The 14,458-nt window shown below is 59.9% G+C and carries 11 protein-coding genes; 7 read left to right on the top strand and 4 right to left on the bottom strand.

What is annotated here, in order from left to right; all coding sequences use genetic code 11:
• Positions 1-44: 44 nt before the first annotated feature.
• Genes KGA97_RS02780 through KGA97_RS02770 form a run of 3 tightly spaced genes read left to right on the top strand, consistent with a single transcriptional unit; the run spans position 45 to position 4,215 of the window.
• Complete coding sequence (locus KGA97_RS02780) at positions 45-1,004, top strand: cytochrome-c peroxidase (protein WP_207286683.1); 960 nt, start codon at positions 45-47, stop codon at positions 1,002-1,004.
• Positions 1,001-2,812, top strand: a complete 1,812-nt coding sequence (locus KGA97_RS02775) for a DAHL domain-containing protein (protein ID WP_223451251.1) — start codon at positions 1,001-1,003, stop codon at positions 2,810-2,812. The genes KGA97_RS02780 and KGA97_RS02775 overlap by 4 nt, the downstream gene beginning before the upstream one ends.
• Complete coding sequence (locus KGA97_RS02770; RefSeq protein WP_223480177.1) at positions 2,809-4,215, top strand: ATP-binding protein; 1,407 nt, start codon at positions 2,809-2,811, stop codon at positions 4,213-4,215. The genes KGA97_RS02775 and KGA97_RS02770 overlap by 4 nt, the downstream gene beginning before the upstream one ends.
• A gap of 117 nt (positions 4,216-4,332) precedes the next feature.
• Here the strand turns inward: KGA97_RS02770 and KGA97_RS02765 are convergent, their stop codons facing one another.
• Both KGA97_RS02765 and KGA97_RS02760 read right to left on the bottom strand, forming a co-directional pair.
• Positions 4,333-5,658, bottom strand: coding sequence for an APC family permease (locus tag KGA97_RS02765; RefSeq protein ID WP_207286681.1), 1,326 nt, complete (start codon positions 5,656-5,658; stop codon positions 4,333-4,335).
• A gap of 238 nt (positions 5,659-5,896) precedes the next feature.
• Positions 5,897-6,718, bottom strand: coding sequence for a carbon-nitrogen hydrolase family protein (locus KGA97_RS02760; protein ID WP_223480176.1), 822 nt, complete (start codon positions 6,716-6,718; stop codon positions 5,897-5,899).
• A gap of 126 nt (positions 6,719-6,844) precedes the next feature.
• Here KGA97_RS02760 and KGA97_RS02755 point away from each other — a divergent pair, with 126 nt between their 5' ends.
• The 3 genes from KGA97_RS02755 (at position 6,845) to KGA97_RS02745 (ending at position 9,759) form a co-directional block, all read left to right on the top strand.
• Positions 6,845-7,645 carry a helix-turn-helix transcriptional regulator gene (locus KGA97_RS02755; protein WP_008032237.1) on the top strand — a complete coding sequence of 267 codons (801 nt, stop codon included), beginning with the start codon at positions 6,845-6,847 and terminating at the stop codon, positions 7,643-7,645.
• A 152-nt stretch (positions 7,646-7,797) separates the two neighbouring features.
• A complete protein-coding gene (locus KGA97_RS02750; protein WP_223480175.1) occupies positions 7,798-9,417 on the top strand; it encodes an FMN-binding glutamate synthase family protein in 1,620 nt (539 codons plus the stop codon).
• Between the two features lie 57 nt (positions 9,418-9,474).
• Positions 9,475-9,759: a putative quinol monooxygenase gene (locus KGA97_RS02745; protein ID WP_192228554.1), complete on the top strand. Its 285-nt coding sequence runs from the start codon at positions 9,475-9,477 to the stop codon at positions 9,757-9,759.
• Positions 9,760-9,768: 9 nt separating this feature from the next.
• On the opposite strand, the gene KGA97_RS02740 is transcribed toward KGA97_RS02745, so the two are convergent.
• Together KGA97_RS02740 and KGA97_RS02735 are read right to left on the bottom strand one after the other, a co-directional pair.
• A complete protein-coding gene (locus KGA97_RS02740; protein WP_223480174.1) occupies positions 9,769-11,277 on the bottom strand; it encodes a glucosyltransferase domain-containing protein in 1,509 nt (502 codons plus the stop codon).
• Between the two features lies 1 nt (position 11,278).
• Positions 11,279-12,220 carry a glycosyltransferase family 2 protein gene (locus KGA97_RS02735; protein WP_223480173.1) on the bottom strand — a complete coding sequence of 314 codons (942 nt, stop codon included), beginning with the start codon at positions 12,218-12,220 and terminating at the stop codon, positions 11,279-11,281.
• A 248-nt stretch (positions 12,221-12,468) separates the two neighbouring features.
• On the opposite strand from KGA97_RS02735, the gene KGA97_RS02730 reads away from it, so the two are divergent.
• Entirely contained in the window at positions 12,469-13,617 is a 1,149-nt protein-coding gene (locus tag KGA97_RS02730; protein ID WP_223451239.1) for an OpgC family protein, read from the top strand.
• Positions 13,618-14,458: the final 841 nt, after the last annotated feature.

The raw sequence follows: 14,458 nt of genomic DNA, 5'->3' as shown, positions 1-14,458 counted from the left end.
ACGATGCGCAACGACACACGGGCTATCAGCCAAGGAATTATCAGATGTCGCCGTCCATTCACTACCTGCTCCTGGTGCCGCTGCTCGGGTTCTGTCTGAGCACCGTCGCCGCGCCGCTGGACGAACCCCTCAAGCCACTGCCAACGGCGCCTGCACAGAATCCTCTGCGCGTCGAACTCGGTCGCCAGTTGTTCAATGAAACGCGGTTGTCGGTCAACAACACGCTGTCCTGTGCCAGTTGCCATCGACTGGAAAACGGTGGGGCCGATACCCAGGCGTTTTCCATCGGCTTCGCCGGTCAGCCAGTGACGATCAACACCCCCAGCGTGTTCAACGCCACCCTGAATTTCCGGCAGTTCTGGAACGGGCGCGCCGACACCCTGGAATCCCAGGTCCATGAAGTGGTGAAAAGCCCCAGCGAAATGGGCAGCAACTGGGAGCACGTAGTGGAAGTGCTGTCCGCAGACACGGGTTACCGCAGCGCATTTACCAACGCCTACCCGGACGGCGTGACCATGAACAATGTGCAAAACGCCCTGGCCACTTACGAACGAACGCTGCTTAGCAGCAACTCGCGGTTTGATCAGTATCTGCTGGGTAACACCGACATCCTCACGACCGAGGAAAAGTACGGCTACCAACGCTTCAAGGATTATGGCTGCATCGCCTGCCATCAAGGCGTGAACATCGGCGGCAACATGTTCCAGAAGTTCGGCGTCATGGGCGATTACTTCAAGGTTCGCGGCAACCCGACCGACTCCGACCTGGGTCGCTATCTGGTGACCAAGGATGAAGAGGACCGCAACGTGTTCAAGGTACCGAGCCTGCGCAATGTCGCGGTGACCGCACCGTATTTTCACGACGGCTCGGCCAACACGCTGGAAGAAGCGGTGGACGTGATGTTCAAGTTCCAGCTCGGTCGCATTCCTTCTGCCGAGGACAAAACCCTGATCATCAAATTCCTCAAGACCCTGACCGGTGAGTGGGGAGGCAAACCCTTATGAAAATGTCCCGCCGTCGCAGCCTCGCACTGCTGGGCGTCGTCGCTTTGTTACTGGCCTCGACGCTGCTGTTCCTGTACCTCAAGTCGAATTCGAACGAGACGTCGGCCTACGCCGAATCCCGGGACCTGATCGGCCGGATCAAACAGCTCAACGCGCAATGGGAAACCGAGATTCTCAAGGCCAGGATCGCCACCAACCACAACTACGATCCGTTGGTCGCGCCGCTGACCGAGATGACGAAGCTGTGGGAACGGTTCGACACCATGGAGTCGAACCACGGCCGCAACGACTCGCCGATCTGGCGCGCCAGCCATGATGCGTACCTGGCCGCCATCGAGGAAAAGACCCGGCTGGTGGAGCAGTTCAAGTCCCACAACGCGCTGCTGCGCAACTCACTGGCGTTCCTGCCCACCGCCGAGGACGACATTCAGGAGCCACTGGCCCGGTTGGTGGATGGCGACAAACTGCAACTGCAGAACATCGCCACCGACACTTACGATTTGCTGCTCAGCAGCCTGGAGTTCGCCCAGGTCACTTCCGACGACAAGGCCGCTGACATTCTGGTCGGGCTGAACAAGCTAGGGGTGAACAAGCTGCGCCTGCCCGAGCAGTTTCACAGCCCGATCGATATTCTGAGCACCCACATTTCACTGATTCTGCGCGAACAACCGGTGGTCAACCGCTTGCTGGGAAATATCGAAGCGATTCCCGTCGCCGAGCGTCTGGACGACATCACCAGCCTGTTGAACAAGGACCAGCAACAGGCCGATGTGGTCGAGCAGCGTTATCACTTTTACATGCTGGTGTTCTCGGTGTTGCTGGTCCTGTTGCTGGTGTACCTGGCCATTCACTTGATGCGCAGTTTCAGCATTATCAATCGCGTCAACAGAGCCCTGAAAAACGCCAATGACGAACTGGAATTGCGGGTAGAAGAACGCACCCGTGAACTCAAGGATACCCAGAGCGAGCTGCTCGACACCGCGCGCCAGGCCGGCATGGCCGAGATCGCCACCAACGTGCTGCACAACGTCGGCAATGTGCTCAACAGCGTCAACATCTCGGCCGACCTGGTCTCGCGCAAACTGCGCGCCAGCAAGGCCCAGGGGCTGGGCAAAGCCATGCAATTGATCAACGAACACCCCGGCGACCTCGGCACCTTCCTGACCCAGGACGAGAAAGGCAAGTTGCTGCCCGGCTACCTCAACCAACTGGTCGAGGCCATCGCCCTCGAACAGCAAGGCATGAGCGACGAACTGGCCCAACTGAGCAAAAGTGTCGACCACATCAAGGACATCGTCGCCACCCAGCAATCCTACGCGGGCGCCAACAGCCTGGTGGAGCCGCTGCACATCAGCGAATTGCTGGAGGATGCCCTGCGCATGAACTCCGGCGCGCTGACCCGGCATCACGTCACGGTGGTCAAGGAGTACGGCGAGGTGCCGCAGGTCATGGGCGACAAGCACCGGTTGCTGCTGATCCTGATCAACCTGATCAGCAACGCCAAGTACGCGATGTCCGACCTCAGCAACCGCCCGCGACAGATGACCCTCGGGGTCAAAGTGGTCGACGACGCCACGCTGCAAGTCAGCGTCAAGGATGACGGCGAAGGCATCGCCCCGGAAAACATGACGCGCATCTTTGCCCACGGCTTTACCACCCGCAAGGAAGGTCACGGCTTTGGTCTGCACAGTTGCGCATTGGCGGCCATCGAGATGAACGGCCACCTCACCGCCCACAGCGACGGGCCGGGCAAGGGCGCGCTGTTCACCCTGCAGATCCCGCTGAAAACCGTCATGGAGGAGGCATGAGCGAACTGTCGAACCGCCGCATTTTGCTGATCGATGACACGCCGTCCATTCACGTGGATTTCCGCAAGATCCTCACGCCGACGCCCGTGCAGACCGTCGAGCTGGACGAGATGGAGGCCGCGCTGTTCGGCAGTGAAGTGAAATCCACCCGCGCGCTGTTCGAGCTGGATTCGGCGTATGGCGGCCAAGAGGGTCTGGGCAAACTCCAAAAAGCCTTGCAGCAAGACCAGCCCTACGCGCTGGCCTTCGTCGACATGCGCATGCCCGAAGGCTGGGACGGCGCACAAACCATCGAGCATCTGTGGCAGGAAGACCCGCGCCTGCAAGTGGTGGTGTGTACCGCCTACTCCGACTATTCCTGGGATGAACTGCTGGACCGTTTGCAGGCGCACGACCGTCTGCTGATTCTGAAAAAGCCGTTCGACAACATTGAAGTCCAGCAGATGGCCAACACCCTGCTGACCAAATGGGACATGACCGAACGGGCCTTTGTGCAGATGAGCCACCTGGAGCATCTGGTGGACCAGAGAACGACACAGTTCAAACAGGCCAGTGAGGCATTGCAACGGGAAATCGACGAACGCAAACAGCTTGAATCGCAATTGGTGCAGTCGGAAAAACTCGCGTCACTGGGGCAACTGGCGGCCGGCGTCGCCCATGAAATCAACAACCCCATCGGCTTCATTTCCTCCAACCTCGGCACCCTCGATGGCTATTTCAAACAGCTGCAGGAAATGCTCGACGCTTATCGGGATGCGGAAGAGGCGATCGGTTCCAGCGAGCTGGTCGAGCGCTTGAAACAGCTGCGTGAGCGAATCGAACTGGAATTCCTGCGCGACGACATCCCGTTGCTGATCAAGGAATCCAAGGACGGCATCAGCCGCGTCGGGCAGATCGTCAAAGACCTGAAGGAATTCTCGCGGGTGGACTCCAACCAGGAATGGCAATGGGCGAATCTGCAGCAAGGCATCGAATCGACGCTGAACATCGTGGCCAATGAACTGAAGTACAAGGCCGATGTGGTGAAGGACTATCAGCACCTCCCCGACATCGAATGCCTGCCCTCGCAGATCAACCAGGTGATCATGAACCTCATCGTCAACGCCTCGCAGGCCATCGGCCCGGAACGCGGCACCCTCACCCTGCGCACGGGGATCGACGGTGAAAAGGTGTGGATCGAAGTCGCCGACACCGGCACCGGCATCCCGCCGGCCAGCCTGCAAAAAATCTTCGACCCGTTCTTCACCACCAAACCGGTGGGCCAGGGGACCGGGCTTGGGTTGTCCCTGTCCTATGGCATCGTGAAGAAACACCGGGGGGATATTTCGGTGGTGAGTGAAGTCGGCGTTGGCAGCACTTTCCGCGTCGAATTGCCGATCCATCAATCAAAACCCACTGCCTGAACACAGCCCCCTCTGTAGGAGCCGGCTTGCTGGCGATCGATTCAACGCGGTGTTCCTGATTCACCGCGTCGCACGCATCGCCAGCAAGCCGGCTCCTACAAAGGCGTTCGGTATGCGTTATGTGGCTTCCTGAAAATCCATCTCCGGTGGCTGGCGACGGAATCCGCCGGTCAGCACCGCCAGGTACACCACGCCAATCGCCAGCCAGCTCAGGCCCAGGTAAATCGCCAGGTGATCGAGGCTGACCATCAGCCACAAATCCGCCGCCAGGCCAATGAACGGGAAGATCAGGAACAGCACCAACTCACGCAGCCCCTTTTTCTCGCCGCCAATCCAGTAGTGAAAAATCACCGACAGGTTCACCAGGCTGAACGCCAGGAACGCGCCGAAGTTGATGAACGAGGTCGAGGTGGTGACGTCCAGTTTCAGCGCCAGCAACGCAACCACTGCGCACAGCAGGATGCTGTTGATCGGCGTCCCGAAACGCTCATGCAACGTACCGAAGAAGGATTTCGGCAGCACGCCGTCGCGGCCCATGGCGTAGAGCAGGCGCGAACCGCTGGCCTGAGCCGACAGCCCCGAGGCGAATTGACCGACGATCAAGCCAATCAGGAAGATCGACACGAACAGGTCGCCACCGATGTTGCGGGCAATTTCATAGGCCGCCGAATCGACGCTGTCGAACTGGAACGACGGGTGCGCGATCTGCACGAAGTACGACACGCCGACAAAGATCAGCCCGCCGATCAGGGTAATCAACATGATCGCCCGCGGGATGGTGCGGCGCGGATCGCGGGTTTCTTCGGTCAGGGTACTGACCGCGTCGAAACCGAGGAACGAGTAACAGGCGATGGCGGCACCGCTCATGATCAGTGGCATCTGCATGTCGCCGTTGAAGAACGGCTTCACCGACCACAACGGCGTGCTCGCATCGCCGCCAACGTAGTGGATGCACAGCACCACGAAGGCGATCAGCACCAGAAACTGCACCAGCATCAGCAAGGCGTTGATGCCGTTGGCCAGTTTCAGGCCAACGATATTGATTGCGCTGGTGATGCCGATGAACGCCAGCACCCAGATCCATTGCGGCACGGCCGGGAATGCGGAGTTGAGGTAAGCCGCGCCGATCAGCCAGATTGCCATCGGCAGGAACAGGTAATCGAGCAGCACCGCCCAACCGGCGATGAAACCGAGTTTCGGGCTGATCGCCTTGCGCACGTAGCTATAGGCCGAGCCTGCGACAGGGAATGCCGAGGCCATCCGGCCGTAACTCATGGCGGTAAAGAACATCGCCACCAGCGCCGCGAGGTACGCGGCCGGCACCATGCCAGCGGTGGATTGAGCGAGGATGCCGAAAGTGCCGAGCACAATGATCGGCGTCATGTAGGCGATGCCAAACAGCACCACCGACCCCAATGACAGGGTGCGTTGCAAACGAGCCATGAGCGACTACTCCGAATTTTATTGGATTTATGGCAGAGCCGAGTTCGGCGCAAATTACGGGTGTTGCGTTTGTTGTTCTTGGGTCAAACAGGTGTGTTGCCTAGGAGGGCCCCATCGCGAGCAGGCTCGCTCCCACGGGGATCTTCAGTGATTACACAATTTGTGAGCGCCCGCGATCCTGTGGGAGCGAGACCGGCTTGCCGGCGATGGCGTCAGCCCGAGCGACACAGAATCCGGATCAATTCTTGGGAATCAGCAGCTCCCGCAATCCACCAGCATGCTCAACCATCTCCCCCGGCAACTTCAGCCGCTGATCATCCAGGTAGCGGTAATCCTGCCGCGCAGCTTCCAGCTGACTGAAATCCAGCTCCACCGCAAACTGCCCCTCCTCCCGCCCAGCCTCGAACAACAGCGTGCCCAGCGGATTCACCAGCGCACTGCCGCCGGCGAACAACAACCCGCCATCGCCCTCTTCCACCCGGTTGACCATCAGCGCAAACGCCTGGTTTTCCTGGGCGCGGGCCATGATCGCGGTGCGGTGCGTCGGGCCGTACGGGTCCATGTTGCCGTTGGTGACGATCAGCAATTCGGCGCCCAGTTGCGCCAGGGCGCGGGCGGTTTCCGGGAATTCGATGTCGTAGCAGATCAGCAGACCGACCCGCACGCCGTTCCACAGGCACGTGGCGTAGCGGTCGCCCGGCTCGTACACGCCGCGATCCGACGCCCACAGGTGCGTCTTGCGGTATCTCAGTGCGATGCCTTGCGGGGTAATCAGCAGCGTGGTGTTGAAAAAACGACCGTTGTCGTTTTCCGCCGTACCGATCACCACGGCGATGTTGCGCTCGCGGGCCGCAGCGACGATTGCGCTGACGGTCGGACCGTTCAGCGGTTCGGCAACGGCTGCCACGGTCTCGGCCGACGGGAAGCCCATCAAGTGGCTTTCGGGAAACATGATCAACTGCGTGTCGGCGGCGCAGGCCGCAATCGCCGCCAGCGCGCGTTCGAGGTTGTAAGCCGTGTCGTTGTCACGGCCCGCCAGTTGGGCGAGTTCGACCTTCATGGGTAGTCCTTGTTCTAGTGGCCGGGCGGCAGAAAGATTGCCCGGTCGTTGTCTGTGCGCCAGTATGCGCAGCAAGCAACCGGCCAGGGAATCACGCGGCTGGGGTAACCCGATAGGGGTAGATGCATGACACTTTCGTTAGACGACATCGCCTGGCACCGTTCGGTCGGGCAACTGATCGACGCCCTCGACAAGCCGAATTTCTGGACGCAGCTTGTCCGGTTACTGGATCAATACGTCACCTTCGACAGTTGGGTGGCGCTGCTTTTCAGCGCCGATCAGCACCCGCAAGTGTTCGCCGAATGTCCCGGTGAAGACGGCAGCCCGGATCAGTTGTTCCAGGATTACCTGCGCGGTTTGTACTTGCTCGACCCGTTCTACATCGCCTGCCGCGAGCAATCGCGCACCGGGCTGTATCGCCTGTCGGAAGTGGCGCCGGAGCACTTTGAGCTGACCGAGTATTACCAGCGCTACTTTCGTCTGAATGTGGTGGCCGATGAAATCCAGTTCAATTGTCAGCTCGAAGGCGACCGCACGTTGTGCCTGTCTCTGGGCAGCAAACAGCGCTTCAGCGGCCAGCAGATTGCGTTGCTGTCGTTGATCCAGCCGTGGGTGCTGGGTTTGTTGCGTCAGCGCCTGCCCTACGAAATCAACGAAGTCGTGGCTCTCGCGCCGGCACCGGTCCAAGGTGACTGGCGCGTTCAGCTGGAAGCCTCGGTGCAACAACTCAAAGGCGCGCAACTGACCGCCCGGGAGCTGGATGTCGGGCGTTTGATGCTCAGCGGTTGCTCCAGTAAAGAAATCGCCCGTAAGCTGGAAATCTCTGTCGAAACCGTGAAAGTCCATAAGAAACACATGTACAGCAAGCTGGGGATCAAGTCCCAGTCCGAGCTGTTTTCGATTTTCCTCCAGGCGCAGAATGCCTGACACAGCACGGTCCCGTAGGAGCGAAGCTTGCTCGCGAAGAGGCCATCACATTCAACATTGATGTTGGCTGAAATGTCGCTTTCGCGAGCAAGCTTCGCTCCTACAGGGATAGGTGTGCCGAACACAACCGAGTCCGAACCCAAGGAAACCGTATGAGCCTGTCACTCCTGAGCCGCTACGCCTTCTTTGCCGTCTGTGTGATTTTCACCCTCGCCAGTCTGCCGTTCCTGGAACACGACTGGCTCTGGCCGATCACCGCTGTCACCGGCGTCCTGAGCCTCGTGGGCCTGTTTGATCTGCTGCAAAGCCCTCACGCCGTACGCCGCAACTACCCGATCCTCGGCAACATCCGCTATCTGGTGGAAGGCATCCGTCCGGAAATCCGCCAGTACCTGCTCGAATCCGACAGCGACGCCCTGCCCTTCTCCCGGGCCCAGCGTTCGCTGGTCTATTCCCGCGCCAAGAACGAAAGCGCCGACAAACCCTTCGGCACGTTGATCGATGTGTACCAATCCGGTTTCGAATTCATCGGCCACTCGATGCGCCCGGCACCGTTGAGCGATCCGGGCAGTTTCCGAACCCTCGTCGGCGGCCCGCAGTGCACGCAGCCGTACTCGGCATCGGTGTTCAACATCTCGGCCATGAGCTTCGGCTCCCTCAGCGCCAACGCCATTCGTGCCTTGAACCAGGGCGCCAAGCTCGGCAACTTCGCCCACGACACGGGTGAAGGCAGCATCAGCGCGTATCACCGGGAAAACGGCGGCGACCTGACCTGGGAACTCGGCAGCGGCTACTTCGGATGCCGCACCGCAGACGGTCGCTTCGACCCGGAACGCTTCGCCGCCCAAGCGCAAACCCCGCAGGTGCGGATGATCGAAATCAAGATGAGCCAGGGCGCCAAGCCCGGCCACGGCGGAATTCTGCCGAAGCACAAGGTCACCAAGGAAATCGCCGAAACCCGAGGCATCCTGATGGGCGAAGACTGCATCTCGCCATCGCGGCACAGTGCGTTTTCCACGCCGATCGAACTGATGCACTTCATCCAGCAATTGCGTGAACTGTCCGGCGGCAAACCGGTGGGCTTCAAGTTCTGCCTCGGCCATCCGTGGGAATTCATGGGCATCGCCAAGGCCATGCTGGAAACCGGCATCCTCCCGGACTTCATCGTCGTCGATGGCAAGGAAGGCGGCACGGGGGCAGCGCCTGTGGAGTTCACCGACCACATCGGCGTACCGATGCGCGAAGGTCTGCTGTTCGTGCACAACACGCTGGTGGGCCTGAACCTGCGGGACAAAATCAAACTCGGCGCCAGCGGCAAGATTGTCAGCGCCTTCGACATCGCCAGCGTGCTGGCCATCGGCGCCGACTGGGCCAACTCGGCGCGCGGCTTCATGTTCGCCATCGGCTGCATCCAGTCGCAGTCGTGCCACACCAACAAATGCCCGACCGGCGTCGCCACGCAGGACACCTTGCGCCAGCGTGCCCTCGTCGTCCCGGACAAGGCCCAGCGGGTGTTCAACTTCCACCGCAACACCCTCAAGGCTCTCGCGGAAATGCTCGCCGCCGCCGGCCTCGATCATCCGTCGCAGTTGTCGGCCAAGCACCTGGTGCGGCGCATGTCGGCAACCGAGATCAAGCTGTTCTCGCAACTGCATGTGTTTTTGAAACCGGGGGAGTTGCTCACAGGAGAAGTGAACGGCGAGTTTTATTCGCGGATGTGGCAGATGGCGCGAGCGGACAGTTTTGAGCCCAATGAGTTGGCTGCGGCGTAAACACTGTTTGAACGCCAGTCTCGTAGGGAGGCTGGCTTTACACCAAGGAAGAACATTTTGCTGAAAGTAATCGCTCAGGATTTCATCAAACCCGAATACATTGAAACGGTTCGCCCGTGGTACACCGAACTGGTCGAGAAGACTCGACTGGAGCCCGATTGCATCGCTTACGACCTGTTCATCGATCAAAAAGACCCCGGCCACTTTATCTTCGTCGAACAATGGCCGAATCAGGCGGCGTTGGATGCTCATTGCCAGTCTGAGCACTTTCGGCGGTTGGTGCCGCAGATCAACCGTTTCCAGGCCCGGGATTGCATTATCGTGCTGATGGATGCGTTCTGAGGCCCGTCGTCACCAGCGAAGCGCCTTGATCGGGGCCGGTTCTTTCATGACGATAAAACCGTAGCCCCCCAGCAGATAAATCCGGTAGTACGGGCGCTCCAGCAACGGCGGATACCCCAGATAACCCACCCGTGTCGCATTGCGGCGCTCCTTCTCCGCGACCACGTTGGTGATGCCGAGCTTCGGCAGATTCTCGGCCAGCATGAAAAAGTCGATGTTCAGCAGATAGTGCAGCACCGGCATTTGCTTGAACGAACCTGCGGCCCCCGACAGCCAGTGATCGGAATACGTCACCGACATGTAAATCCGCTTGGCCTCACGCAATTCCCGATGCGTCGAAATGTCGTGCTCAAGGCTGAACAGTGCGCTAGTGCTGAAGGCTTTCTGCACCGTCAGCACCCGACCGTAAGCGAACGACAGCGACAGCATCGCCAGCAGTGGCACCGCCAGCAACAGCGTCAGTCGTTCATGGATTTGCGCCAGCGCCAGATGGCTCAAGTAGAACAACAGCATCAATAAAACCGCGAAGCCCATCAGGGTTCGAGCGCCCTCGTTGAAGTCGCGGAAAAACAGCGCGACGCCGGACACCAGCAGCGTCACGACCGGCAAGGTCAGCAGACACAACAGGCCGATCAACGCTTTCTTCGGCCCACTGTCCTGACGCTTCCACACTTTAAGCCCCAATTGCACAGCACCGACGATGGCACACAGCAACAGCGCGGCGAACACCCAGACCAATCCGCCATGAAACAGCAACACGACTTTTTCCAGCACTCTGCCGATGTTGATCTGCAGTTGCAGCAGCGGCGCGGCGGTCCAGTTCAACAGCAGCGCGCGATCCTGCGCCATGAACGCCACGGCGCTGACGCAATACATCAGCCAACCCATGGTGACCTGCGCCAGTTTCCAGCCGATCAGCCTGCACAACTGCGGCCAGGCCAAACGGTCATTTACGCCGCGCAGCAGTTCCAGGCAACACAATCCCACAAACACATTGAGGCTGATCTGATACAGCCCCAGCGCCAGCGCAATCAGGAACGAAGGCACCAGCCATTGCAGGCTGCGCGAAGGATGACGAAAGGTGATCGCGTAGATCACCGCCACCAGGCTCAGGGCCATGGCGGGACCGTCATATTGATAAGACAGGTTTTGCAGAAAAAACGGGTTGTACCAGAGGGGCAACGGCACCAGGCAACAGGCGAGCGTCGGTTGCGCAAAGTAATGAAACGTCAACCGGGTCAGTGCCGAGGCCATGGCCAGCGTGGCGATCAATAGCGGCAATGGAAAGATGTTCGGCGCCGCGCTGCCGAAGGTGAGCAGGTTGTAGAACAGCTGGGCAAACAGGCGCCCCTGCTCCGCCCAGGCCATGCCCGCCGACAGGGATCGCCAGTTATCATCGATGTACGGGTAGTCCGCAATAATCAGCGGCAGCACATACAGCAACGTCGCGAGCAGAAAAAACAGCCAGACCTGTCGGCCGCCGAGTTCCTTGCCGAGCACATCGCGGAATCGGCCCATGCTAAAGCCCGAGCCGGTCTTTGCCGCCGACGATGTCTTTGACCACGTAGCGCGGCCGGTGCTTGGCCTCGATATAGATCCGGCCGACGTACTCACCGAGGATGCCGATGCCAATCAACTGCACACCGCCAAGAAACAGAATGGCGGTCATCAACGATGGGTAACCGGGTACGCTGTTGCCGAAGAAAATCTTGTCCAGCACCATGTACACCGCGTAAAGCACCGCGAAAATCGAAATGCCGCCGCCGACGTACGTCCACAAACGCAGCGGCACAGTGCTGAACGACGTCACCCCTTCGAGTGCCAGGTTCCACAGTTTCCAGCCATTGAACTTGCTGCTGCCGGCCACGCGCCCGGCGCGCTCGTACTCCACCACCGCGGTGGTGAACCCGGCCCACGACAACACACCTTTCATGAACAATTGATGCTCGGGCAGTGCGCGGATCACGTTGACCACCTTGCGATCCATCAACCGGAAATCACCGACGTTCTCTTCGATCCGGGTGTACGCGATACGGTTCAACACGTGGTAGAACAGCGCCGCGCTGTGGCGCTTGAGGTAACCGTCGGTGGCTCGGTTGCGGCGTTTGGCGAGCACCACGTCCGCGCCCTTTTGCCACTCGTCAATCAACAGTGGAATGACGCTGATCGGGTCCTGCAAGTCGACGTCCATGGGGATCACCGCATCGCCAGAAGCGTATTCCAGGCCGGCGAACAACGCCGGTTCCTTGCCGAAGTTGCGCGAAAAGTTGATCAACAACACATGCTCGTCGACCTGCGCCAGGGCCTTGACCTGCTCGGCCGTCCGGTCCGAGCTGCCATCGTTGATGAATACGATCTCGATCTCGTCGCCGCCCAGCCTCAACTCGCGCTGCACCGCCTGATAAAACAGGCTGATCGCTTGCTCTTCGTTGAAGACCGGAACGATCAGCGAAACCTTCACGTCTCACGCTCCTGAACCATGCTCGGTAAAGATTCGACAGCTGCCATGCACCATTATTCGGGCACGCCATCGAGCTGGCAGACCAGCGGATGGATTCTTTCAGCCAGTCACATCTGAGACATTCAGTAATAGCGTGTTTTTTGCAATTGTCGTCGAATCGCGCCACCCTGCGCGCCGCCGATGCGCGGCGCGCACCTTTTGCAGCGCTGACCACTCCTTATTCAACACCCGTTCACGAGCCCGCTGTCATGACGTTTGAACGCGATCACCGAATCGACTTTTTTCGAGGCCTGGCGCTGATCTTCATCTTCTGGGATCACGTGCCTCACAACCCCCTCGGTCAAATCACCCCGCGTAACTTCGGTTTCAGCGATGCCGCGGAAATTTTCGTGTTTCTCGCCGGTTACGCGGCGGTCCTGGCCTACGGGAAAATCTTCCGACGGGACGGTTATCTGATTGCTTGCGTGAAGATTCTGCGCCGCGCCTGGGTGCTCTACGTGGTGCATATTTTCTTGCTGGCGATGCTGATGGGCATCGTGTTCTTCGCCAACAGCCATGTGGAAACGAGGGATCTGGTGGAGGAAATGGGCATGCACCACTTCATCACCAACCCGCAGCAAGCCCTGGTCGATGAACTGCTGCTGCGCTTCAAGCCGAACCTCATGGACCCCCTCCCGCTGTACATCGTGCTGCTGGCCGGCTTGCCGCTGGCGCTGCCGATGCTGGTGCGCAAACCATGGGCCGTGGTGGCCGTGTCGTTGACCGTGTACCTGTTGGCGCCGTGGTTCGGCTGGAACCTGGCGGCCATCAAGGATGGCGTGTGGTACTTCAACCCCGTGGTCTGGCAACTGCTGTTTGTGTTGGGCGGCGCGGCGGCGACTTACGGGCAGCGCCCCCGGTTACCTGACGCGCGCCCGTTGCTGCGCCGGCCGTTGTTTGTCAGTGCCGTGGTGTATGTGGTGGTTACCGGCGTGCTGACCGTCTCCTGGCGATGGCCGGAAATTCATGATGCGCTGATGCCTGCGTGGCTGAGCAACCTGTTGTACCCGATCAGCAAGACTGACTTGTCGCCGGTGCGGTTGCTGCACTTTCTGGCGCTGGCGTATGTCACGGCGAAGCTGTTGCCCGATACTGGCTGGACGCAAAACTGGCTGGCGCAGCAAAGTTGTCGCATGGGGCGTTATTCGCTGGAAATCTTTTGCCTCGGCGTGTTGTTGGCGCCGTTGGCGGACATGGTCAATGCCATGACCGACGATGCGTTTGCCATGCAGATATTCACCGCCTTGGTGGGGGCGGGGTTGATGGCGTTGTTGGGGGCCTGGCTGGAGTTCAATAAACGGTTGAACCAGCCGGTCAACAGGTCGCAGCGTTCGGTAGCTGAACGGATCCCGCTGTAGGAGCTGGCTTGCCAGCGATGGCGGCCTGACAGCCGACCAATCTCTTGCTGGTGTACATATCCGTTTCTGCGGTAACGGCCTCTAATGGTTTCGCCCTTACGGCGAGTCACTTGGAAGAGCCCCAAGTAACCAAGGGCTCTTGCCCCTTTCGTTCGGTGCCTCGCTAATGCTCGGCATGCCCTCGCTCCGGTCCTGCTCCGTGGGCCCGCCGCCATCGGCCATCCCTGGCCGGGGGCGGCTAACCCGGCATCCATGCCGGGTTGCCCACTACGCAGAACCTCCACTCGGCCTCTCGAGGGGGCGCTCAGATCAAAAGCTGAAGGCGAGCTAACGCTCGGCCTGATGAGTGGTGGAAATCAAAAGCGCACGCAGATCCCTGTAGGAGCCGGCTTGCCGGCGAAAAACGTCCGGACAACGCGTTTATTCAGACAGCCCGCGTTATCGTTGACGTCCATCGCCGGCAAGCCGGCTCCTACAAGGGAAATGCGTATGTGTTTAGATAAATACGATCAACTGTAGGAGCCGGCTTGCTGCGGGCGGCGTTCCGACGATAGCGGTGGGTCAGTCGACGTTTGTATTGGCCGGACGGACGCTATCGCCAGCAAGCCGGCTCCTACAGGGGAATGCGTACGCTCATTGAGACAGGTCGGCTGGCAGGCCGCCTCGTTTTTGCTTTGCTTTGCTTTGGCTTTTGATTTTGATCTGCCCCGTCGGGAGGCCGAGTGGAGGTTCTGCGCAGTGGGCAACCCGGCATGGATGCCGGGTTAGCCGCCCCCGGCCAGGGATGGCCGATGGCGGCGGGCCCACGGAGCAGGACCGGAGCGAGGGCATGGCGAGCATT

The organism is Pseudomonas sp. BF-B-15 (genome assembly GCF_019946675.1).
GTDB classification, from domain to species: domain Bacteria; phylum Pseudomonadota; class Gammaproteobacteria; order Pseudomonadales; family Pseudomonadaceae; genus Aquipseudomonas; species Aquipseudomonas migulae.
This window is presented reverse-complemented; position numbering and strand designations above follow the sequence as displayed.

Coding starts and splice junctions, on each gene's coding strand:
- KGA97_RS02780 (WP_207286683.1), top strand. CDS start 45: ATGTCGCCGTCCATTCACTACCTGCTCCTGGTGCCGCTGCTCGGGTTC.
- KGA97_RS02775 (WP_223451251.1), top strand. CDS start 1,001: ATGAAAATGTCCCGCCGTCGCAGCCTCGCACTGCTGGGCGTCGTCGCT.
- KGA97_RS02770 (WP_223480177.1), top strand. CDS start 2,809: ATGAGCGAACTGTCGAACCGCCGCATTTTGCTGATCGATGACACGCCG.
- KGA97_RS02765 (WP_207286681.1), bottom strand. CDS start 5,658: ATGGCTCGTTTGCAACGCACCCTGTCATTGGGGTCGGTGGTGCTGTTT.
- KGA97_RS02760 (WP_223480176.1), bottom strand. CDS start 6,718: ATGAAGGTCGAACTCGCCCAACTGGCGGGCCGTGACAACGACACGGCT.
- KGA97_RS02755 (WP_008032237.1), top strand. CDS start 6,845: ATGACACTTTCGTTAGACGACATCGCCTGGCACCGTTCGGTCGGGCAA.
- KGA97_RS02750 (WP_223480175.1), top strand. CDS start 7,798: ATGAGCCTGTCACTCCTGAGCCGCTACGCCTTCTTTGCCGTCTGTGTG.
- KGA97_RS02740 (WP_223480174.1), bottom strand. CDS start 11,277: ATGGGCCGATTCCGCGATGTGCTCGGCAAGGAACTCGGCGGCCGACAG.
- KGA97_RS02730 (WP_223451239.1), top strand. CDS start 12,469: ATGACGTTTGAACGCGATCACCGAATCGACTTTTTTCGAGGCCTGGCG.